The sequence below is a fragment of the Salinimonas marina genome (assembly GCF_015644725.1).
Classification (GTDB): Bacteria; Pseudomonadota; Gammaproteobacteria; order Enterobacterales; family Alteromonadaceae; genus Alteromonas.
Genome location: NZ_CP064795.1, coordinates 843,165 through 865,607 on the forward strand (window position 1 = coordinate 843,165; position 22,443 = coordinate 865,607).

The 22,443-nt window shown below is 50.7% G+C and carries 16 protein-coding genes and 1 pseudogene; 12 read left to right on the forward strand and 5 right to left on the reverse strand.

The annotated features are described in order from the left end of the window. Window positions 1–33: 33 nt before the first annotated feature. From IT774_RS03625 to IT774_RS03640, 4 genes are all read right to left on the reverse strand, one after another. A complete protein-coding gene (locus tag IT774_RS03625) occupies window positions 34–1,242 on the reverse strand; it encodes a type II secretion system F family protein (protein ID WP_195811377.1) in 1,209 nt (402 codons plus the stop codon). A 65-nt stretch (window positions 1,243–1,307) separates the two neighbouring features. Beyond that, window positions 1,308–1,739, reverse strand: coding sequence for a pilin (locus tag IT774_RS03630; protein WP_195811378.1), 432 nt, complete (start codon window positions 1,737–1,739; stop codon window positions 1,308–1,310). Window positions 1,740–2,001: 262 nt separating this feature from the next. After that, a complete protein-coding gene (gene nadC, locus IT774_RS03635; RefSeq protein ID WP_195811379.1) occupies window positions 2,002–2,856 on the reverse strand; it encodes a carboxylating nicotinate-nucleotide diphosphorylase in 855 nt (284 codons plus the stop codon). Between the two features lie 34 nt (window positions 2,857–2,890). After that, the gene (locus tag IT774_RS03640) at window positions 2,891–3,397 is read right to left on the reverse strand and encodes a retropepsin-like aspartic protease family protein (protein ID WP_195811380.1); all 507 of its coding nucleotides are present in this window, start codon (window positions 3,395–3,397) and stop codon (window positions 2,891–2,893) included. A 135-nt stretch (window positions 3,398–3,532) separates the two neighbouring features. Between IT774_RS03640 and ampD the strand changes: the two genes are divergently transcribed. The 6 genes and pseudogenes from ampD (at window position 3,533) to lpdA (ending at window position 12,539) form a co-directional block, all read left to right on the forward strand. Next, entirely contained in the window at window positions 3,533–4,144 is a 612-nt protein-coding gene (gene ampD, locus IT774_RS03645) for a 1,6-anhydro-N-acetylmuramyl-L-alanine amidase AmpD (protein WP_195811381.1), read from the forward strand. 19 nt (window positions 4,145–4,163) lie between these two features. Then, entirely contained in the window at window positions 4,164–4,979 is an 816-nt protein-coding gene (ampE, locus tag IT774_RS03650; RefSeq protein ID WP_195811382.1) for a regulatory signaling modulator protein AmpE, read from the forward strand. A gap of 284 nt (window positions 4,980–5,263) precedes the next feature. Then, window positions 5,264–6,009, forward strand: a pseudogene (locus IT774_RS03655) (GntR family transcriptional regulator). Window positions 6,010–6,182: 173 nt separating this feature from the next. Beyond that, a complete protein-coding gene (gene aceE / locus IT774_RS03660) occupies window positions 6,183–8,849 on the forward strand; it encodes a pyruvate dehydrogenase (acetyl-transferring), homodimeric type (protein WP_195811383.1) in 2,667 nt (888 codons plus the stop codon). Window positions 8,850–8,868: 19 nt separating this feature from the next. Further along, the gene (aceF, locus tag IT774_RS03665) at window positions 8,869–10,974 is read left to right on the forward strand and encodes a dihydrolipoyllysine-residue acetyltransferase (protein WP_195811384.1); all 2,106 of its coding nucleotides are present in this window, start codon (window positions 8,869–8,871) and stop codon (window positions 10,972–10,974) included. Window positions 10,975–11,117: 143 nt separating this feature from the next. Continuing rightward, the gene (lpdA, locus tag IT774_RS03670) at window positions 11,118–12,539 is read left to right on the forward strand and encodes a dihydrolipoyl dehydrogenase (RefSeq protein ID WP_195811385.1); all 1,422 of its coding nucleotides are present in this window, start codon (window positions 11,118–11,120) and stop codon (window positions 12,537–12,539) included. 217 nt (window positions 12,540–12,756) lie between these two features. On the opposite strand, the gene IT774_RS03675 is transcribed toward lpdA, so the two are convergent. Next, complete coding sequence (locus IT774_RS03675) at window positions 12,757–13,806, reverse strand: LysR family transcriptional regulator (protein WP_195811386.1); 1,050 nt, start codon at window positions 13,804–13,806, stop codon at window positions 12,757–12,759. Between the two features lie 152 nt (window positions 13,807–13,958). On the opposite strand from IT774_RS03675, the gene IT774_RS03680 reads away from it, so the two are divergent. From IT774_RS03680 to IT774_RS03705, 6 genes are all read left to right on the forward strand, one after another. Further along, window positions 13,959–15,191 (forward strand): efflux RND transporter periplasmic adaptor subunit, encoded by a 1,233-nt coding sequence (locus tag IT774_RS03680; RefSeq protein WP_195811387.1) that lies wholly within the window; start codon window positions 13,959–13,961, stop codon window positions 15,189–15,191. Then, entirely contained in the window at window positions 15,191–18,328 is a 3,138-nt protein-coding gene (locus IT774_RS03685; protein WP_195811388.1) for an efflux RND transporter permease subunit, read from the forward strand. Before IT774_RS03680 ends, IT774_RS03685 begins: the two co-directional genes overlap by 1 nt. A gap of 521 nt (window positions 18,329–18,849) precedes the next feature. Further along, entirely contained in the window at window positions 18,850–19,128 is a 279-nt protein-coding gene (locus IT774_RS03690) for a DUF1289 domain-containing protein (protein ID WP_195811389.1), read from the forward strand. 50 nt (window positions 19,129–19,178) lie between these two features. Next, window positions 19,179–20,000: an HDOD domain-containing protein gene (locus IT774_RS03695; RefSeq protein ID WP_195811390.1), complete on the forward strand. Its 822-nt coding sequence runs from the start codon at window positions 19,179–19,181 to the stop codon at window positions 19,998–20,000. Between the two features lie 54 nt (window positions 20,001–20,054). Further along, window positions 20,055–20,870 (forward strand): DUF481 domain-containing protein, encoded by an 816-nt coding sequence (locus IT774_RS03700; protein WP_195811391.1) that lies wholly within the window; start codon window positions 20,055–20,057, stop codon window positions 20,868–20,870. 126 nt (window positions 20,871–20,996) lie between these two features. Next, the gene (locus IT774_RS03705) at window positions 20,997–21,743 is read left to right on the forward strand and encodes a DUF481 domain-containing protein (protein WP_195811392.1); all 747 of its coding nucleotides are present in this window, start codon (window positions 20,997–20,999) and stop codon (window positions 21,741–21,743) included. Window positions 21,744–22,443: the final 700 nt, after the last annotated feature.

Sequence of the window (22,443 nt, forward strand, 5' to 3'; positions counted from 1 at the left end):
TTTTGATGAAACATGTAAAAATGCTTAAGTAAATCAAACCACATTACCCATCTGGAAGATTGGCAAGTACATCGCTACGATAAGCCCGCCAATCACCACCCCCAGCACCGCCATAATCATGGGCTCCAGCAGGCTGGTAAGGCCGTCAACCATATCGTCCACCTCGGCTTCATAAATGGTCGCCACCTTGCTGAGCATTTCATCTACCGCGCCTGACTCTTCACCAATGGCCACCATCTGATTCACCATATCCGGAAATACATTGGTGGCGCGCATGGCGGTGTTCATCTGCATACCACCGGCGACTTCTTTTTTAATAAACAGGATGGCATCGCGATACACTGCATTGCCCGAGGCACCAGCCGCTGAGTCCAGCGCGCCTATCAGCGGCACACCGGCAGAAAAGGTGGTGGCCAGAGTACGGGTAAAGCGGGCAATGGCGCCTTTTTTCAAAATCTCGCCAATAACCGGAATTTTCAGGGTCAGTTTATCCACGTTATCGCGCAGCTTTTTTGATTTACGATGGGCGCGGATAAACAAAAAGATAGCCGCGGCCACCGCCATGCCAATAAAGATCCCGTAGTCCTGCATGCCTCGTGAAATGGCCAGCACAAACTGAGTAAAGGCCGGCAGTTCGGCGCCAAAGCTGGAGAAAATTTCTTCAAACTGGGGTACTACAAAAATCAGCAAGACGGTGGTCACTATAAACGCCACAATCAATACCGCCGCTGGGTAAAACATGGCTTTCTTGATTTTGCTTTTCAGTGCTTCGGCTTTTTCTTTGTAGGTCGCCAGCCGGTCAAATATCAGTTCGAGTGCACCGGACTGTTCACCGGTATGAATCAGATCGCAGTATAAATCATCAAAATACAGGGGGTATTTGCGCAAGGCATTAGAAAGGGGGGTACCGGCACTGACATCATCAGCAATGGCGGTAAGCATTTTGCGCATATCGGGTTTGCCATGACCCTGGGCAATCATCTGGATTGACTGAAGCAGGGTAACGCCCGCGCCTAACATGGTGGCGATTTGGCGGGTGACTACCGAAATATCACCGGCGTCTATCTTTTTACCACCACCAAATAACGACTTTTGCTGTTTTTTAACCTTGTTGGCCGAGATGCCCTGTCGACGTAGAAGGTTTTTGGCTTCAGCGATATTTATTGCGGAAATCTCGCCTTTACGCTTACCGCCCTGCCGATCCTTACCCTGCCATTCAAATACCGCTGCTGCTTTTGCCATGGTGTTGTTCTCGTCAAGTAAAAAGCCCAGCGAGGGCTGGGCTTATTAAAATCAATACTCTTGTTTTAGCACAAAGTAGCTGGAGCGCACGTTGCTTTCCAAGTTACACGGCCGTTTTCATAAGTAGGAGCTAGTTCATAGGTTGCTTTCGTAACACCTGCAATTTTTCCATCAGTTGGCTCTGTGGCCGTAATCTTACCTGCTGCTACTTTTATCCCTACAACACCCTTCGCAGCAGTTACATCTTTTGCAATACCATTACTACCATTAGTTCCGCCCGTACAATTGTCAATCCCATCCAACGTCTGGGCACATACTTCAACAGCAGATTTAACACCGGCTGTCGCATTGACAATCTCGGTGAAGCGCGCTTTTTCGGTATAGTTTGAATAAGCCGGCAGGGCTACCGCGGCCAGAATACCGATAATCGCCACAACGATCATCAGTTCGATTAAGGTGAAACCGTCTTGTTTGTTTGCTGGTTTAAATTGTTTCATGGTAGTTCTCCGGGTGCGTATAGGACGCTAATTTAAAAAGTTGCTAGTTACGTTAGTTAACTAATCAAAGTTACGTTTATACCTGGTTTGTTCCTTGTAACGCCCCCGGTACTTGAAGCCAAGTATAGGGGGGATCGTCGTGTTGACAAGTATTCGAAAGTATACTTATGTGTAGGTTCTGCCGGAGTAACAGGAGGCGGGAGGCGCTTTTAGACAAAAGTTTAAAAAACGCCAAATTTTCAACAAAAACAGCTGGTTAATGTTATTTAATGGTGACCCTTAACGACAAATCAATAGCTTGAACATGCTTAGTCAACGCGCCGGAAGAGATGAAGTCAACCCCTATTTTTGCCAGCGATCGCAACCTTTCATCAGTTACATTCCCAGACACCTCCAGTTTACTTTTTCCCTGATTCAGTGCTACTGCGCTTTCGATCTGTTCGTTGGTAAAATTATCCAGCATGATAATATCTGCCCCGGCATCAAGGGCTTGCTGTAGCTCGTGCTGATTTTCAACCTCAACCTCAACCATTTTTTGCGGATGGCTGGCTTTGGCGGTGGCCACGGCCTTATCAATAGAGCCACAGGCAAATATGTGGTTTTCCTTAATCAGGTATGCATCGAATAACCCAATGCGATGATTGGTGCCACCGCCGCATTTTACTGCGTATTTCTGGGCCATACGCAGACCCGGCAAGGTCTTGCGGGTATCCAGTATGCGGGTTTTTGAGCCTGCCAGTAAACTGGTGTAATAGGCGGTTACCGTGGCGGTACCCGATAAGGTCTGCAAAAAATTCAGGGCGGTACGCTCGGCGGTTAAAATACTGCGGGCACTGCCGCTGATGCTGACCAGCACCGTGTCCGGGGTAACCGTGTCGCCATCGCTGACATGCCAGTCCAGGGTAAGGGTGGCATCCACCAGGGCAAATGCCTGCTCCACCCATTGTTTGCCGCACACTACTGCGTGTTCACGGGTAATAATGGTGGCGGTGGCCTGTTGTGCGGCCGGGATCAGGTTCGCGGTAATGTCGTTGGCCGGGGTCAGGCTACCCCCCAGGTCTTCCATTAAGGCGGTGCTTACCTGAGCAATAATATCGTCGGTTGAAACATAAGACATAGGGCGTAAAGGCTCCCAAACACAATGAGTAAAATTACAGGGTGCGCAATATTAACCAATCCTGACGCTGAGTAAACTCTAACTGACGCAAAACACTCATCCCCAGCAAAATCTGGCCTTCGCCAAGCCCCGGATTCAGATTCGCGTTAACATTATGCAGGGTAATGTCACCAATGGTCAGGGTATCGATGGTGGTTCGTGCTACCCGTACCGTGCCATTGGCGGTCTGGGCCTGGGCAGTGCGCCCGGCGGTCAGGCCCAGCTTTTGCTGCATGCTGGCCGGAATGGCGACATCGGTGGCGCCGGTATCCACCAGAAAGACCACCGGCTCACCATTAATGGTGCCGCTGGTTACATAATGACCCTGGCGGTTTTGTTTAAGCCTGACCTCAGTCTGACCATTAATGCGCATAGACTCGGGTGACCGGTTCGGGTTGCGCTGTCCGTCAATCACATCGGTAAAGATTAACGTCAGCAACCCCAGCCCGCAAACCCATGCCAGCACATACATCCACTTACCCATCGATTTTTCACTGCTCATTATTTTCCTTGCTATGCCGCTCTGTATTGTCTGCCGGCAATACATTAATAGTAGTCTGTGGGGCACAGTACTTGTACCTTGTCCTGTAGGGTGTCAAAATTTGATTGGTCTGACACATAATCAGGAACTGTTATTGTGAAATATTATTCCCAGGCAATTCAAAAGTCTTCGCCGTTTTATGACGAGCGACCTGCCGATGTGCCGGTGTCGCTGCTGGTGATTCATAATATTTCGCTGCCACCGGGTGAGTTTAACACAAAGGGTATAGAGCAACTGTTTACCGGTACCCTGAATCCGGATGAGCATGCTTTTTATACCCAGCTTGCCGGCCTGAAGGTGTCGGCCCATTGTGTGATCTACCGTGATGGGCGTATTGAGCAATTTGTGCCTTTCACCCACCGGGCCTGGCACGCCGGCTTATCAACCTTTCAGGGGCGTAGCCGTTGCAACGATTTTGCCATTGGCATAGAAATGGAAGGCACCGACTATACGCCCTATACTCAGGCACAATATGCCAGTTTACTGACATTAAGCCGGACCTTGGTACATGCCTTTCCATTAATTACCTGTGGGCGTATTGTCGGCCATAATGATATAGCCCCGGGGCGTAAAACCGACCCCGGACCTGCATTTGACTGGGGCGGTTACCGTCATGCCCTTTTTTCTGAACCGGCTGAACCGGCTGAACCGCGACAAGCTGGCTCAGCCCCTGATACTGTAACACTCAACAACAACACAATAAGCTAAACCAACCGGACCCACTATTATGCTAATAAGTTTACTGCTGGCACTGGCTATTGACCGTTACTTCATCCGCCCCCGGGCCGGATTTATCGACTTTTACTTAAATCTGATGGCCACCGGGCTGGGGCGGGTAATTACCGGTCCGGCCAGCGTTCACTGGCTGCGCGCAGCAGTGATGATATTACCGGTGGTGATTGTCAGCGGCGTGTTATTTGTGGCCGACAGTGCATTCTTAACCTGGATTGTCCAAACGGTGTTACTGATTCTGGCCCTGGGCAGTGTTCGGGTAAAACGCAATGTTCGTCGTTTTAAGGCGGCGCTGGAACGCCGTGACGAAGAAGCCGCTGGCCGCTATCTGGATGGGATGCACCAGGATTGTTACCAGGTGGCCAGTCAGAATGATTTGCCCGGGGCATTGTTGTGGGTGAACTATCGCTATTACACCGCCATTATCCTGGTGACCGCAGTGTTAGGGATCCCGGGCCTGCTGATTTATTGCAGCGCAAGATGGCTGAGTCAGCATGTGCCTGGCGATAACCGACGCAGCGTGCCTGCTGAATTTATGCGCATCGCCGATATTGGCGGGACGCGGCTGGTGGGCTTAACTTATTTGCTGGTGGGGCACTTTAGCCGCGCTGCAGCGGCCTGGGTTAAAAATTTGATGGCGATCACCCAGCCCCCGCGGCTGTTTTTAATCGGGGTAGGTCAACAGGCGGGTGAGTTTGAAGCCGGCGCCACCCAAGAGTCGGTAGCCAGTGCCTTGGTGCTTGCCCGGCGCAGCAGCTGGTGTCTGGTGGTCATTATCGCCGTGTTGACGCTGACCGGGGTCTTGCACTAACCCCGCCGCTGGCAGAAGGCCTTCACCGGTATTGGTAAATGTTGATTTTATCGCCAGGTCAGGGCTTATCCGACCAGTAAGAACTATTAATAAAGTGGTTAAAAAACAGTATGTAGCATAGGTTTAGGTACGACCTGAAAAGAAGGTAATCCGGCAAAGTGTTTACCTGAGTTTTAAACTGGCCTACACTATATAGGTAAAATGGTATGACCAATAGGCGGTTGTAACACCAAGGTGTTTACAAAGTGACCGCCTTTTTTCTGTCTGAAGAGTCAAGGATACCCATGCAGCAGGGGCGCAAAAAATTGTCAGATGTCATCACCGAGCAACTGGAGTCTATGATTCTGGATGGCTCGCTACTGGCTGGACAAAAACTGCCTCCCGAACGTGAATTGGCCACCCGCTTTGATGTGTCCAGACCGTCTTTACGCGAGGCCATCGGTAATTTACAGGCCCGGGGGCTGGTTGAACGTAAACAGGGGGGGGCACCTTTGTTAGCAAAAGTCTGAATGCGGCCATGCTGGACCCGCTGATGGCGCTGATTAGCCGGCGGCCCGAAACCCAGTTTGATTTGCTGGAGTTTCGCCACGCCCTGGAAGGCATGTCGGCCTATTATGCGGCGCTGCGGGGGCAACCTGAGGATTATCAGGCCTTGCAGCAGGCGCTCGACGAGCTGCCCGCGGCAGATGACAAACAAAGTCAGCGGCCACTGGCCGAAGCGCTTGGACAGTTTTATGTGGTGATGGCCCGGGCTTCCCACAATATGGTGTTGCTGCATGTGATGAGCACCATGCAAGCCATGTTAATAGAAAATATTGAACGAAATTTAGAAATGCTGGCTCAGCATGCCAATGTGGCGCAGGATTTGTCACGTCAGCGTGCCGAAATAGTCGCAGCCATTGCCGACCGGGACCCGGAAAGTGCCCGACAGGCCTGCAATGCGCACCTGGCATTTATTGAAAAAACTTTGCTGGCAATTAATCAGCGTGACAGCAGAGTACAGCGCGCTTTACGACGCCTTGAAATTTAATGGCGAAGAGCTGGTTTTTATGCGCATGATTGCTTTTTTGTAAGCAACAGCACGCAACTAAGAGGTGGGCTGATACAGCCTGCTGCAAGTACAACATAATTTAGTGATTCCATCCTCCGCCAAATTCGGTGTTGTGGGTGGTTTTCTATATTAAGCAAAAATAGGATGGCACCATGACTGATATGATGCACCAAGATGTGGATCCACAAGAAACACAAGAATGGCTGGAGTCAATAGAGTCAGTTTTAGAAGAAGAAGGTATTGAAAGGGCTCACTTCTTATTAGAATCCCTAATAGAGAAAGCACGCAGAAATGGTGCCCACTTACCCTATGATGCAACAACCGCGTACATAAACACTATTCCGCCGGGTCAGGAACCGACCATGCCGGGCGATCAGACTATCGAAGGTAAAATCCGTAACGCCCTGCGTTGGAATGCCCTGATGATGGTACTGCGCGCCTCGAAAAAAGACATGGAACTGGGCGGGCACATTTCCAGCTTTGCATCATCTGCAATGCTATACGATGTGGGCTTTAACCATTTCTTCCGCGCACCGAATGACAAAGACGGTGGTGACTTCCTGTTCATCCAGGGCCATGTATCACCGGGTATTTACTCACGTGCCTATATCGAAGGTCGTCTGAGCGAAGACCAGCTGGACATGTTCCGTCAGGAAGTAGACGGCGAAGGTCTGTCTTCTTACCCGCACCCGAAACTGATGCCTGATTTCTGGCAATTCCCCACGGTATCAATGGGCTTAGGCCCAATGCAGGCGATTTATTTAGCCCGCTATCTGAAGTATCTGACCAATCGTGGTTTGAAAGACTGTTCAGAACAGCGCGTCTGGTGTTTCCTGGGCGATGGCGAGATTGATGAGCCAGAAAGCTTAGGTGCTATCGGTCTGGCTTCGCGTGAAGGTCTGGACAACCTGACCTTTGTGGTTAACTGTAACCTGCAGCGTCTGGATGGTCCGGTGCGTGGTAACGGCAAAATTATTCAGGAACTCGAAGGTACCTTCCGCGGCGCAGGCTGGGAAGTGATCAAAGTGATCTGGGGTCGTTACTGGGATCCGCTGCTGGCGCGCGACACCTCTGGCAAGCTGCTGGATCTGATGAACGAAACTGTTGATGGTGAATACCAGAACTTTAAAGCCAAAGGCGGCGCGTATACCCGCGAAAAATTCTTCGGCAAATACCCAGAGCTTAAAGAAATGGTTTCCAATATGTCAGATGAAGACATCTGGCGTCTGAACCGGGGTGGTCATGATCCGGTTAAAGTGTATGCCGCGTACGATCGCGCCACTAAAACCGAAGGCCGCCCACAGGTAATTCTGGCCAAAACGGTTAAAGGGTATGGCATGGGCGCCGCTGGTGAAGGTAAGAACATTGCCCACCAGGTGAAAAAGATGGATACCGATGCGGTTAAAGCCTACCGTGACCGGTTCAACATTCCGGTATCAGATGAAAGCTTAGCTGACCTGCCGTACTACAAGTTTGATGAAGACAGCGAAGAGATGAAATATCTCAAGGCTCGTCGCGAAGCATTGCATGGCTTTATGCCACGCCGTCTGGCCAAAAGCACCGAAGACTTACCGGCGCCGGATCTGAAAGCCTTTGAGGCCGTTACCAAAGGCTCGGGCGATCGTGAAATTTCAACCACCATGGCCTTTGTTCGTGTTCTAACCGCGATGCTCAAAGACAAGAAAATCGGCAAACGCGTGGTACCGATTATTCCGGATGAAGCCCGTACCTTTGGTATGGAAGGCTTGTTCCGGCAGGTGGGGATTTATTCTTCACAAGGTCAGAAATACGAGCCACAGGATTCAGACCAGGTAGCGTATTACCGCGAAGACACCAAAGGTCAGGTTCTGCAGGAAGGTATCAATGAGCTGGGCGCCATGGCTTCATGGCTGGCGGCTGGTACGTCTTACAGCACCAACGATCTGCCGATGATTCCGGTTTACATCTACTATTCCATGTTTGGTTTCCAGCGGGTGGGCGACTTAGCCTGGGCCGCAGGGGATTCACAGGCACGTGGCTTCTTAGTCGGTGGTACCGCCGGTCGTACGACATTGAATGGTGAAGGCTTACAGCATCAGGATGGTCACAGCCATACTCAGGCAGCACTGATTCCAAACTGTATTTCTTACGATCCGACCTACGGCTTTGAAATTGCCGTGATCATGCAAGACGGTATGCGTCGGATGTTTGAAGAACAGGAAGATGTGTTCTATTACCTGACCGTGATGAACGAAAACTACAAGCAGCCGCAAATGCCCAAAGATGTTGAAGAAGGTATTGTGAAAGGTATTTATCTGCTGGACACGGTGGGTGAAAGCGATAAGAAAGTGAAGCTGCTGGGCTCAGGTACTATCTTAGAGCAGGTCCGTGACGCGGCGAAACTGCTGGCTGATAACTACAATATCGAGTCACAGGTTTACAGTGTTACCTCGTTTAACGAGCTGACCCGCGATGGTATGGATGTGGATCGTCACAACATGCTACACCCGGATGCTGATGCCCGTACGCCGTACATCACCGAAGTACTAAACAACGGTAACGATGGCCCGACCATTGCGGCTACCGATTACATCAAAAACTATGCTGATCAGGTACGTAACTTTGTACCTGGTAGTTATCGTGTACTGGGAACTGACGGCTTTGGCCGCTCTGACAGCCGTGCAAATCTTCGTCGCCACTTTGAGGTTGATGCTGCCTATGTAGCCTATGCCGCTCTTTATGAGCTGTATAAAGCCGGTGATGTAGATGCCAAGACACTGTCAAAGGCGATGAAAGATCTGGATATCGATTCAGACAAAGTTAACCCACTGTACGCGTAAGCACAGGAGAGACAACAACATGGCAGATATTAAAGACGTTCTCGTACCCGACCTAGGTGAAGACGAAGTAGAAGTCATTGAAGTGTTGGTGGCAGAGGGCGATGACATTGAAGCGGAAGACTCGCTGGTTACGGTTGAAAGTGACAAAGCCAGTATGGATATTCCGGCGCCCTTTGGCGGTAAAGTCAGTGCTTTGAAAGTCAGCGTAGGAGATAAGATTTCTGAAGGCGATTTGCTGATGCAATTAGAAGCTGCTGGTGATGACAGCAGCGACGAAGCTGATGAGTCTCAGGAACAATCTGAGTCAGACGACCAGGCCGCAGAAGAGACCACTACAAAAGCCGATCAGGGTGACTCTGCAAAAGACGCAAAATCAGGCAGCGAGCAAAGTGAAACCAAGGGCGCGAAAGCATCAGGTGGTAGCAGCTCTACCGTTGAAGTAACGGTGCCGGATATTGGTGATGCAGAGGAAGTTGACATCATCGAAGTGTTGGTCAGCGAAGGCGATACGGTGGAAGCCGAAGACGGTCTGATTACCCTTGAAACCGACAAAGCGACCATGGATGTGCCTGCGCCTCAGGGCGGCAAAGTCGTCAGCCTGAAAGTTAAAGAAGGCGATAAGGTCAGTGAAGGTTCACTGATTCTGATGCTGGAAGTCGCGGGTGACGAAGACGGTGAGCAGGCCGCCGACGATGACGCGGCATCAGGTCAGAGCGAGCCGGATGATGCCGGCACCAAAGGCGAACCTGCCGCTGCCGATAGCAATGAGCCAGATTCGTCTGATGATGGCGGTGAAGAAGAAATTGAAGTGACTGTACCTGACATCGGCGATGCTGCGGATGTTGAAGTTATCGAAGTGCTGGTTAGCGAAGGTGATACAATTGAAGCCGAAGATGGCCTGATCACCGTTGAAACTGACAAGGCGACCATGGATGTTCCGGCCCCCAAAGCCGGCACCGTAATCAAGATGATGGTGAAGCAAGGCGATAAAGTCTCGCAGGGCTCACAGGTATTAATGCTGAAGGTTAAGGGCAGTGGCAGTAAGCCAGCTACCAAGACCGAAGACAAACCGGCTAAATCAGAGCAAAAAGCCTCTGCTAAAGACAGCTCACAAGAGAGCAAGTCACAGGACAGCGGCCGTCCTAAGCCGCCGCCGGTTCCACATCATCCTTCGGCAGGTGAAAAACAAAAATCGGGTAAGGTTCATGCCTCACCCTCGGTTCGTCGCCTGGCCCGTGAATTTGGGGTGGATTTGTCTGAAGTATCAGGCAGTGGTCGTAAAGACCGGATCCTCAAAGAAGATGTACAATCGTACGTAAAATACGAGCTGTCACGACCCAAAGCGACAGCAAGCTCTGCCGGCAAAGGCGAGGGCGGTGGTCTGCAGGTCATTCCACAGCCAAAAGTCGATTTTTCTAAATTTGGTGATGTTGAAGAAGTTCCGCTAACGCGTATTCAAAAACTGTCAGGGCCAAACCTGCATCGTAACTGGGTGTCGATTCCCCATGTTACCCAGTTTGAAGAAGCGGACATTACTGATGTAGAAGCATTTCGTAAAGAACAAAACCAGGTGGCCGAGAAGCGCAAGATGGGCTTCAAGATCACGCCGTTGGTGTTCATGATGAAAGCGGTGGCCGATGCGCTCAAAGCCTACCCGATTTTCAATACTTCACTTTCTGAGTCAGGCGAGTCTTTAATTCAGAAAAAGTATTACCATATTGGTATTGCAGTAGACACACCAAATGGTCTGGTGGTTCCGGTGGTTCGTGATGTTGATCAGAAAGGCATCCACGAATTATCGAAAGAGCTGATGGATATTAGTGTGAAAGCCCGTGACGGTAAGCTGAAGTCTGCCGATATGCAGGGAAGTTGTTTCACTATTTCCAGCTTAGGTGGCATTGGCGGTACCGCCTTTACGCCTATTGTGAATGCGCCAGACGTAGCAATCCTGGGTGTCTCGAAGAGCGAGATGAAGCCGAAGTGGAATGGCAAGGACTTTGAACCTCGCCTGATGCTGCCGCTATCTTTGTCTTACGACCACCGGGTTATCGACGGTGCGGTTGCAGCCCGGTTTGCCGTGCATCTTAAAGCGGTCTTAGAAGACCTGCGCCAGATGCTACTATAGACAAACCATGTAAAGGGGAGCAAAACAGGCTCCCCTTGATGCTTTTTGCAGGCAAATAGCCAGCTTAGCTTTACAGGGCTCACCAGCCCTAGTTAAACTTCTTAACGCATTATTTTCAGATATTTGACAAATTTGAGGTCAAGATGAGCGAAATTAAAACTCAGCTAGTTGTATTGGGCGCAGGACCAGGCGGTTATTCTGCGGCTTTTCGCGCTGCCGATATGGGCGTAGAAACCGTGATTGTTGATGCCAGGGAAACACTGGGTGGGGTTTGTTTGAATGTTGGGTGTATCCCTTCAAAAGCCCTGTTGCACGTAGCCAAGGTAATGAAAGAAGCAAAACAGATGGCCGCGCACGGCGTAAGCTTTGGCGAACCGGAAGTCGACCTGGATAAACTACGGGACTATAAAGATTCGGTTGTGGGTCAGCTGACAAAAGGCTTGTCAGGAATGACCAAGATGCGCAAGGTTAAACATGTGCGTGGTACCGGCAAATTTACCGGTGCCAACACCCTAGAAGTGGAAGGTGAAGACGGCACCACCACCATCAAGTTTGATAATGCGATCATCGCTGCAGGTTCTGAGCCGGTTAAATTGCCGTTCATTCCAGAAGACGACCGGGTTATTGACTCAACCGGCGCTCTGGAAATGAAAGACATTCCGGAAAAAATGCTGGTATTGGGTGGCGGTATCATTGGTCTGGAAATGGGCACAGTGTATGAAGCACTGGGCTCTAAGATTGATGTGGTTGAATTTTTGGACCAGCTTATTCCTGCTGCCGATAAAGACATCATGAAAGTCTTCATGAAAGACTATAAAGATAAATTCAACATCATGCTTGAAACCAAAGTAACGGATGTTGAAGCCAAAGATGACGGCTTGTACGTAACCTTCGAAGGCAAAAATGCACCGTCAGAAAAAGTACGTTACGACAAAGTGCTGGTAGCGGTGGGTCGTACCCCCAATGGTAAAAAAGTAGGCGCAGATAAAGCCGGCGTAGAAGTAGACGACCGTGGTTTCATCAACGTGAACAAGCAGATGCAAACCAATGTGAAAAACATCTATGCGATTGGCGACCTGGTAGGACAGCCTATGCTGGCCCACAAAGCGGTGCATGAAGGCCACGCAGCAGCAGAAGTTATTGCTGGTAAGAATCACTACTTTGATCCGCGTTGTATTCCTTCAGTGGCCTACACCGAACCAGAAGTTGCCTGGGTGGGTCTGACCGAGAAAGAAGCTAAAGAAGAAGGCGTGAATTACGAGACCGCCTCCTTCCCGTGGGCGGCGTCAGGTCGGGCGATTGCCTCTGATGCTACCAACGGTCTGACCAAAATGATCTTTGATAAAGATTCAGGTCGGGTGATTGGTGGTGCCATTGTCGGTACTAACGCCGGCGAGATGCTGGGTGAAATTGGTCTGGCTATCGAAATGGGCGCCGACGCCGAAGATGTGGCCCTGACTATTCATGCTCACCCTACGCTGAATGAGTCAATTGGCCTGGCCAGCGAGATCTTCGAAGGTAGCATTACCGATATGCCAAACCCGAAGGCGAAAAAGAAAAAGTAACCGGGTTTTATGTCAGTGGATAGTCAGTTTGTGACTATCAGCGGACTGACCCTTGCTAACAACCCCCGTTGCGATGCGCTCGCAGCGGGGGTTTTTTATTGGTCTTATGTTATTGGTCTTGTGTTAGGGAGTGTTGTTGGTCTCGCCTTAGCCATCTTAGCCGCCTTAGCCACCGACCAGCCGTAGGCGATAACAGATCGCTCCGCCGGCGCCGCTATTAGTGACCTGGGGTAATCGCTTTAGGTTCAATGTTCAGTTGCTCACAGGCCTGGGTTATACACTCATAATGATGCTGTGCTTTGGCCTCGAGTACCGCCTGCTCGCAATACCCCTTGCGGCAACACTGGTTCAGCAATTGTTGATGCTGTTCAACCCGCTGATGGATAATGCGAACCACATGGCGACGTAGCCATTGTAAGCCCGGATCATGATCCTGGCGCTTGTGCCATAGTAACGTGACCGGGGTAGGGCTTACCTCCACCGGGCTTTCGAACACCGCCAGTTGTTTAGAAAAGATTTCCCGCTCCAGCACCATCGACGGTGCCACACAAATCAGATTTGTTTGTTTTAGCAGTCCCGGCACATTAAAAAAGTTGTTTACCGACATCGCCACCCGGCGTTTTTTTCCCAGACTCTGCAATGCCAGATCCGTCGGGCCGGTTACATCGCCGGTTAACGACACCAGCAAATGATCCGCATTGATGAATTGCTCTAATGTGAGCTGTTCCTGGGCCAGCGGATGGTCAGGGCGCATGACCACGACATAACTGGGATCCAACAGATGTTCAGAACGTATCACGCTTTCTGACTGGGTATATTTGGAGATGGCCAGCTCGGCTTCAGCGGCTTTTAAAATATCGGCAGACTCTATGGTGGGATTGGGTACCGCATAAATATTAATACCCGGGGCTTCACGCTCGATAACCTGACGCAACGGCCCCCAGATCACATCGACAAAGGTATCGGTGGCGGCAATCCTAAAGGTCCGGGTTGCCGTGGCCGGGTCAAATTGATCAGGGTTCACCGCATCTTCCAGTGCACTTAGCGGTGTTTGAATCTGGCTCCACATATTTTTCGCAAAAGCCGTGGGCTGAATACCACGGCCGTCTTTAACAAACAGTTCATCGCCCCACACGGCTCGCATCCGGGACAAGGCATTGGACACCGCAGGCTGCGTCATCGAAAGCCGGTCTGCCGCCCGGGTGATAGCGCCCTCGGTCATGATGGCGTCAAAAATCATTAGTAAATTCAGTTCTTGTGGACGCACCGGAATCTGCACTCCTGTGTAACGGGATTGTTAATAATATATATATTATATCAAATGATGTATCGCATATAAAAAGATAATTATTTTTATTATATACATGTGTTCATAATGCCGCGCTTATATTCAGTGACCGATGAAAGAGATGAACCGACATGCCATTAATTAAACGATTAAGCTTTCTCATAATAGCGCTATCGCTAGTGGCAGCCTGTACGGATGACAAGGCTGCAGAGCAACAAAGTGCTGCTGCACCGGCCGGTGTTCCGGTAGATGTGGCGCCGGTGGTGGCACAGCGTATTACCGAATGGGACAGTTTTACTGGCCGTCTTGAAGCGCCCCAACAGGTATCATTACGCCCCCGTGTGTCTGGTTACATCGACTTTGTCGCGTTCGAAGAAGGCGAATATGTGGAACAGGGCGATACGCTGTTTCTGATTGATAACCGCCAGTTTAAAGCTGAAGTGCAGCGGTTGGAAGCCCAATTACAATCGGCCCGCAGTCAGCTGCGTTTAGCCAGACAGGACAAAAGCCGTGCCGAAGGTTTACGTGAAAGTCAGTCCATCTCAAAAGAGGTGCTGGATACTCGCATCAGCGGTGTAGAGCAGGCTCAGGCTCAGGTCGCGCAAACTCAGGCAGCCCTGGAACTGGCGCGATTAAATCGCGGCTTTGCCCGCGTCGAAGCGCCTATCGCAGGCCGGGTCTCCCGGGCCAATATCACTCAGGGTAACTATGTTACCGCCGGCCAGACGGTGCTCACCTCCATTGTGTCTTCCGAAAAACTGTATGCTTACTTTGATATTGACGAAACCACCTGGCTGAACTATCAGCAGGCTCAGCAGCGCAGCGATGCTGTTGCTGCACAACCGGTAGCCATGCGTCTGGCTAATGAAGATGACTATCGCCACTGGGGAAGAATAAATTTTGTGGATAACCAGGTTAACAGCAGCACCGGAACCTTGCGGGTGCGTGCGGTATTTGCCAATGAAAATAAAGACCTGATGCCTGGTTTATTTGCGCATCTTAAGCTGGCAGGTGGCAAAGCTGAAAATGGCATTCTGGTGGCCGAAAAAGCTATTGGTACCGACCTGAACAACAAGTATGTGATGGTGGTTAATCAGGATAATAAAGTGGAATATCGCGCGGTAAAGATGGGCGATAAGGTCGGCGGTTCGCTGCGTATTATCAAAAGCGGGCTGAAGGCGGATGACATCATTGTGGTCAATGGCTTACAACGCATACGCCCGGGCGCCACGGTGGCCCCTAATACAGTTTCTATGGCCGATGAGCAGACCCTCGAGCAACTGCAGGCGTGGCAGCAACGCGTAGACAACGCCAGCGGTATCGCCCGTCGCCGCTCTAATGTTACTGTGGGCGGAGTGCAATAATGAACTTTTCGCGCTTTTTTATTCATCGTCCTATATTCGCGGCGGTGTTGTCGCTGCTGATATTTATCGGCGGCGCCATTGCGGTCTGGAAATTACCGATCACCGAGTATCCTGATGTGGTACCGCCCACCGTGGTGGTCACCGCCAACTACCCGGGGGCGAACCCTAAAGTCATCGGCGAAACCGTGGCCACCCCGATTGAGCAGGAAATAAACGGGGTGCAGGACATGCTGTATATGTCCTCCCAGGCAACTTCCGATGGCACCATGACATTAACAGTTACCTTTGCCATTGGTACCAATCCGGATGAAGCCACTACCCTGGTGCAAAACCGGGTAAACCGGGCGCTACCAAGACTGCCTGAAGAAGTGCAGCGACTGGGGGTCGTGACCGAAAAGTCGTCACCCAACCTGACCATGGTGGTGCATTTAACCTCGCCGGATAATCGGTATGACATGCTGTACCTGTCTAATTATGGCGATCAGTATGTTAAAGATGAGCTGAATCGTATTGAAGGGGTCGGCCAGGTTCGGCTGTTTGGTGCGGGTGAATACAGCATGCGGGTGTGGCTGAACCCCAATAAGCTGGCGGCGCTTAAGATGAACCCCGGCGACGTGGTAAAGGCCATTCGCTCGCAAAATCAGCAGGCGGCGGCCGGCAGCCTGGGTGCCCAACCCACCGGCACCAGTGAATTTCAGTGGCTAATCAATGTTCGTGGCCGTCTGGTAGAACAAGATGAGTTTGACGAAATTATTGTCAAAACCGGCGAAAATGGTGAAATTACCCGGCTTAAAGATGTTGCCCGCACCGAGCTGGGCGCCAACAATTATGCCCTGCGTTCTTTGTTAAACAATCGTCCTGCTGCGGCCATTCCGGTGTTTCAGGCACCGGGTTCTAATGCGATTCAAATCTCTGATGATGTGCGTGCACGCATGGCGGAGCTGGAAAAAGCCTTTCCTCAGGGTTTGGAATACGAAATTGTATATGACCCCACCGTGTTTGTACGCGGGTCTATTGAAGCGGTGGTCAATACGCTGCTAGAGGCGGTATTGCTGGTAGTGCTGGTGGTCGTGCTGTTTTTGCAGACCTGGCGTGCCTCCATCATTCCGCTGGTGGCGGTGCCTATCTCCCTGGTGGGTACCTTTGCCTTTATGCATTTGCTGGGCTTTTCGTTAAACGCGCTGTCGCTGTTCGGACTGGTACTGGCCATTGGGATTGTGGTCGATGATGCCATAGTGGTGGTAGAAAATGTCGAACGCAATATTGCCGAAGGCTTATCACCGGTAGCTGCGACAACCCAGGCGATGAAAGAAGTCACCGGGCCTATTGTCGCCACCACCTTAGTGCTGGCGGCAGTTTTTATTCCGACCGCCTTTATGAGCGGCCTGACGGGCCAGTTCTACAAACAGTTTGCCCTGACCATTACTATCTCTACAGTGATTTCAGCCATTAACTCCCTGACCCTGAGTCCGGCCTTATCGGCACTGCTGTTAAAACCTCACAGTAGCAAAAATGACTGGCTGACCCGGGCGATGGACAAAGCCTTAGGTGGCTGGTTGTTCAAACCATTTAACCGCTTTTTTGACAAGGCCTCGGCCAAATACACCAATGGCGTAGGCTCTTTGGTACGCAAAGGCGGTATTGTGATGGTGCTGTATGCCGGACTATTGGCATTGACCTGGCAGCAGTTTGACAGTACGCCTACCGGCTACGTGCCGCCGCAGGACAAAATGTATCTGGTGGCCTTTGCCCAACTGCCCAATGCCGCGTCGCTGGATAGAACCGAGCAGGTTATCCGGGATATGTCGGCCATTGCCATGGAGCACCCTGGTGTGTCTGATGCCGTGGCGTTTCCGGGGCTTAACATCAATGGCTTTACCAATAGTCCCAGCTCGGGCATATTGTTTACGCCGTTAAAGCCGTTTTCAGAGCGCCAGTCACCAGAGCTTTCCGCGGCGGCCATTGCTGCTGATCTGAACAAAGCCTTTGGCTCCATTAAAGGCGCCTACGTGGCTATTTTTCCGCCACCGCCGGTGCAGGGCTTAGGCACCATTGGGGGCTTCAGGTTGCAATTGCAGGATCGGGATTCTCTGGGCTTTGCCGCCCTGGAAAAAGTCTCCAACGAGGTCATTCAAAAAGCCTGGGCCGACCCGGCGCTGACCGATGCTTTCACCAGTTTTACGGTGAATGTGCCGCAGCTGGACGTGGATGTGGATCGGGAAAAGGCCATCACCCAGGGCGTGGATATCGATACGCTGTTTAATACCATGCAAGGGTATCTGGGGGCTATCTATGTCAACGACTTTAACCTGTTTGGCCGCACCTATCAGGTCAATGTTCAGGCCGATGCCCCATACCGACAGGATGTGGAGCAAATCGAGCAGATGAAGGTTAGAAACAAAGACGGCGAAATGATTCCGCTGGGCTCGATGCTGAATATTGATTACAGCGCCGGCCCGGACCGGGTGATGCATTACAATGGATATGTGACCGCGGAAATTAACGGTGCCCCGGCAGCTGGCTACAGCTCTGATCAGGCCAAAGCTGCCATCGAAAAAATCCTGGATGACACCTTACCCATCGGCATGACCTACGAGTGGACCGAATTAACCTATCAGCAGATTCTGGCAGGCAATACCGCGGTGTATGTATTCCCATTGGTGGTGTTACTGGTGTTTTTAGTGCTGGCAGCCCAGTATGAAAGTCTGCGTCTGCCGCTGGCCATCATTCTTATTGTACCGATGACGCTGTTAAGCGCGCTGATTGGCGTAGGGCTGTTTGAAGGAAACAACAATATCTTTACCCAGATAGGCTTGATTGTCCTGGTAGGGCTGGCCACCAAAAATGCCATTTTGATTGTGGAGTTTGCCAAGGAACTTGAAGAAGACGGGCACGATGCCTTTAGTGCGATTAAAGAAGCCTCCCGCCTGCGGCTGCGCCCCATTCTGATGACCTCGATTGCCTTTATTATGGGGGTACTGCCAATGGTGTTATCCACCGGTGCCGGCGCCGAAATGCGCCAGGCGATGGGAGTGGCGGTATTCTCCGGCATGATTGGGGTCACCGTGTTCGGACTCATTTTAACCCCGGTATTCTATTACCTGTTGCAACGCAAAAAAGCCAGCAAGGCGTCTTAACCAAACCCAAGTGTTGCCCCTCTCCTTAACTGGGGCATTTTATGCCGCCCTCCCGGGCGGCTTTTTTATTATTGCCTGCTCGTTGCCATCCTCTTACCATCCTCTTGCTGCCCCCTTACTCTTGCCTTACTACTGTTGCGCGGTTTCTGATGCAGGGTTGTACTGCTATTTCAGTGCCTGTTAACGCTATAAATAAGCAAGGTTGTGGATGAAAGCTCTGGCGTTATTCTGGCCAGGGGCACGTGGCTGTCCATGCTGATACTCGCCTTACTGGTTTACCTTCATTCCCCTCAATCCACTCATTCCCCTCAATCCACTCATTCCCCTCACTTGCCCCTGTGTCCGACACCCGCAGCCGCCGGGACCACAAGCATCTTTGTGTAAAAAAGTGAGGGTGGTTGCCAGCCTCAAATACACGCCGATTGATTGATACCTGCGTATACGCTGGCAATATTCAACTGGGTATGAATCCTGCTATACTGATGATCAGAAAGTTTTGGCGGCAAAACAGGAACTTCCTGATGACAGACTCTTCGCCTTCAATACCCTCCCAGCTGGAGTTTTTTGATGTGCCCAGCCCTTGCATCGGTGTGTGCGAGTCGGGTCGTCGCGGGTATTGTAAAGGCTGTTTTCGCAGTCGTGATGAACGACGCTTCTGGTATCAGGCCGACACGGCTACCCGTCGCCAGATAGTGGCAGCGTGCTATAAACGTAAACAGGCGGCGCAGCGCCGTGCCCGCCAGCACGATAAACCGTCTTCGGCGGGCCCGACTCAGTTTGAATTGTTCGACAATACATAGCTTTTTAGGTAGTAAGATTTCAGTCACGCTGCCAGGAGAGAACAAAATCCATGTCTTTAGAAAACTACGCCTCATTTGCAGCACAATCCTTTACACTGCCGGATATCTGTTTGCGGATTCGCGAGATTTTAGATGATCATCGTTCAGACAGTGACGACATTGCCCGTTTAATTGCGGTAGACCCGTCACTGACGGCTAAAATTTTAAAGCTGGCCAACAGTGCTTTGTTCAGATTCCCGTCGCAGGTAGATTCCATCAGCAAAGCTGTGAGTGTTATTGGTGGTGAAGCATTATACAACCTGGTGGTCGCCGAAACCGCCACCACCGCCTTCAAGGTGTTCGATACGCCTTATGTTAACTTAGACGCCCACTGGCAGGCATCGGTCTATACCGGGGTGGTGGCCAAACGGCTGGCAAAACTGGCCGGGCTTCGTGGCAGTGACCGTTTTTTTGTCAATGGTATTTTGTTGAATCTCAGCGAACTGGTGGCCGCCAAATACAATCCGAAGCTCTACAGTGAATACACCCAATTTTCGAAAGGCACACCCTGGAGTCGTCAACAGGCGGTGTTCGGCTTTGATTTTGCCCGATTAAGCGGCGTTATCATGGAAAAATGGCAGTTACCCATGCCTTTGTACTATCCGGTGCAGGAATTACACAATACAGAAAAACAGGCACTGGAACAGGATATTGCTTTATTAGCCTGCGCCCTGCGGGTTACAATTTGTCAGATACGGCCTGAAATGTCGAAGGAAATTGACCCGGTGCCGCCGGCATCAAACCGCATCTTAACCTTTGCTCATGAGCAGTTGGACGAGGTTGTGGCTTATGCCGACAAAGAAGCTGAGAAAATTTCCTCGCTGATATACTAATAATCTGGCCACGGACCGGTTCACCACAAGCGCTAACAAATCGAATCAAATTGTATGCAAAACCATTCCAGAAGATGTTTACTGGTTCTGGCTGCCTGTTTGTTTGGCAGTGTGCCGTCTTATGCCGCCGAGAAAAATCTGATTCAAACCTTGTATCATACGGACTTCACCTATCGCCAGGATGAAGAGGAAGATCTGTTTTCGTTAGACGGGGAAGTGGGGGTGTTAAATTCAACCGGTAACACCGATGCCTTTTCTCTTAAGGCTGGTGTGATTGCCGAGCAGGAAACCTTTCACTGGAACAACAATTATTCGGCCGAGTTGCTGTACAAGCAAATTGAAGTGGAAAATAACGGGGTCACAGAAGATCAGGTTAGTGCCCAGCGTTTTTACGGTACGGCGCAGTTCGACAACAAGCTGGATACCCCAGGCCGAAGACTGTTCTTTTATGCCGATTACGAAAATGATGAGTTCAATGGGTACGAGTATCGGGCGACCCTGGCCAGCGGCTGGTCTCAGCGAGTCTGGAACACCGATGAAAGTATGCTGCGTTATAGTGTGGGGCCGGGATATGGGCTGGTCTCCGCCGAAGATGGCACCCAGACCAACATCAATAACGGGTTGATTTTACGGGCCTCGGGCGAATACCATTATCAGTGGTATACCGGTTCCCGGTTTCGGCAGTTTTTAAGTACCGAAGTCGGCCCCGATAATATTAAGACCCGGTCAGAGACCGCGCTTTCAGCAAACCTGTTTGACTCATTAGCGATGAAATTATCTTTTATTGTGTCTTTTGAAACACAACCGCTACCTGATGTCCCTAATCTGAATACCGAAACCTCACTGAGTGTGGTTTACCGGTTCTTTTAAGCAAACTGAGCAAATTGCGCGGTTAATCAGTAAAAGCTCGGGTATCAAAAAAAAGAATAACGCCGCAGCGGGGGAGCACCGTTAGGGCAAACACAAATCGGATTCACAAAAAACACGGAGAAACACATGAACAAAACAGTATTAGCGGCAACGGTTATCGGTGCGCTTTTCTCAGGTTCAAGCCTGGCGCAAATCAAGCAAAAGCCTTTCACTCTGGAAGGTGGTCTGGGTTTCATTTTCACTACCGGTAACACAGATACCACTTCTGTTAATGCTTCGATAGAGTCACACCAGGAACTGGAAAGATGGAGTAACGACTACAGCGTAAGCGGGCTTTATAAGCAGGAGTCGGTAGAAAATGAAGAAGGGGTGGAAGAAGATCGCACCTCTGCGCAAAAGTTTGATGCCCAGGCCCAGGCCAACTACAAACTACAGAATCCGGACAACCGGTTGTTTGGTTTCGCATCTTATGAAGACGACCGGTTCAGTTCGTTTAACTACCAGTCTACTGTGGCTGCGGGTTGGAACCAAAAGCTGTGGCAAGATGATACAACAGCTTTAGAGTACTCCATTGGTCCGGGTTATGCGTTCAACGAAACTCAGGACGGCGAGTCACAGAATGGCTTCATCGTGCGTGCTTCAACCGGCTTTCAGTGGCTTATTTCTGATACGTCAAAGTTTACCCAGACACTCAGTACTGAGGTAGGGAGTGACAATACCAAGTCTGCCGCCGAAACCGCGTTGACAGCATCAATTAACGGCAGTTTATCACTTAAGGTCTCTATTTCGTTTGACCACAACACGAACGTGGAGCCAGGCAAAGAAAAACTGGACACCGAAACAGCGGTAACCCTGGTTTACAACTTCCTGTAATAGCAGGTTGGGGTGACTTGAAAAGCGGGCTGAGGCCAGCTGCCATCGGTTAACAAACTTTGCTGGTGGGTTGCTTAAACTCTTTCAAATTTCAAAATCCGATATCAGCGTTTGATATCGGATTTTTTATGTCCCTTCTCAGCTCTCCCGGACCCCCTGACTCACTGCAACCGTGAGAGGCGGGTTATTGGAATGAATCTTACTCGAAACCAGCTCAAAGTGTAGGCTTGACTTAGGCCCGACTTAGGCAGGAAGGTGGGCGATTGGAGCCTGGTGTCTGTGTGAGGGCGAAACCTATCTCCCGGCTACATCGTTTAGGAAACGCGTATAGCTATTTTGGTGGGATCCGGATGAGCTATGCCTGGGGCTGAAAAGCCGTAGGCTAATCTGGCGGCGTCTAAAGGCGAACGCCATAACAAAGGGGGACTCTACCCTCAGCCTGGCCTTTAAATGGAGTCATTTGCAAGTATTGGCAAGCCTCCACAAAAGCGACAGAGGTAGCTGCAAAGGTGTCCGGGTTTTACTGAAGGTTGTAACCGATGCTGTGTACGAATCTGTCCCAAACGCGAAGTGGCTGAAGATAGACGGTTTGAGGTCGGTCAGGAACGACCAGGGGCAGGAGTGGCCATGCCAGTTGAATACCCCAAAAAGAACAATGCCAGTCAGCTTAACTGACTGGCATTAGATTCACGCGTTTTGT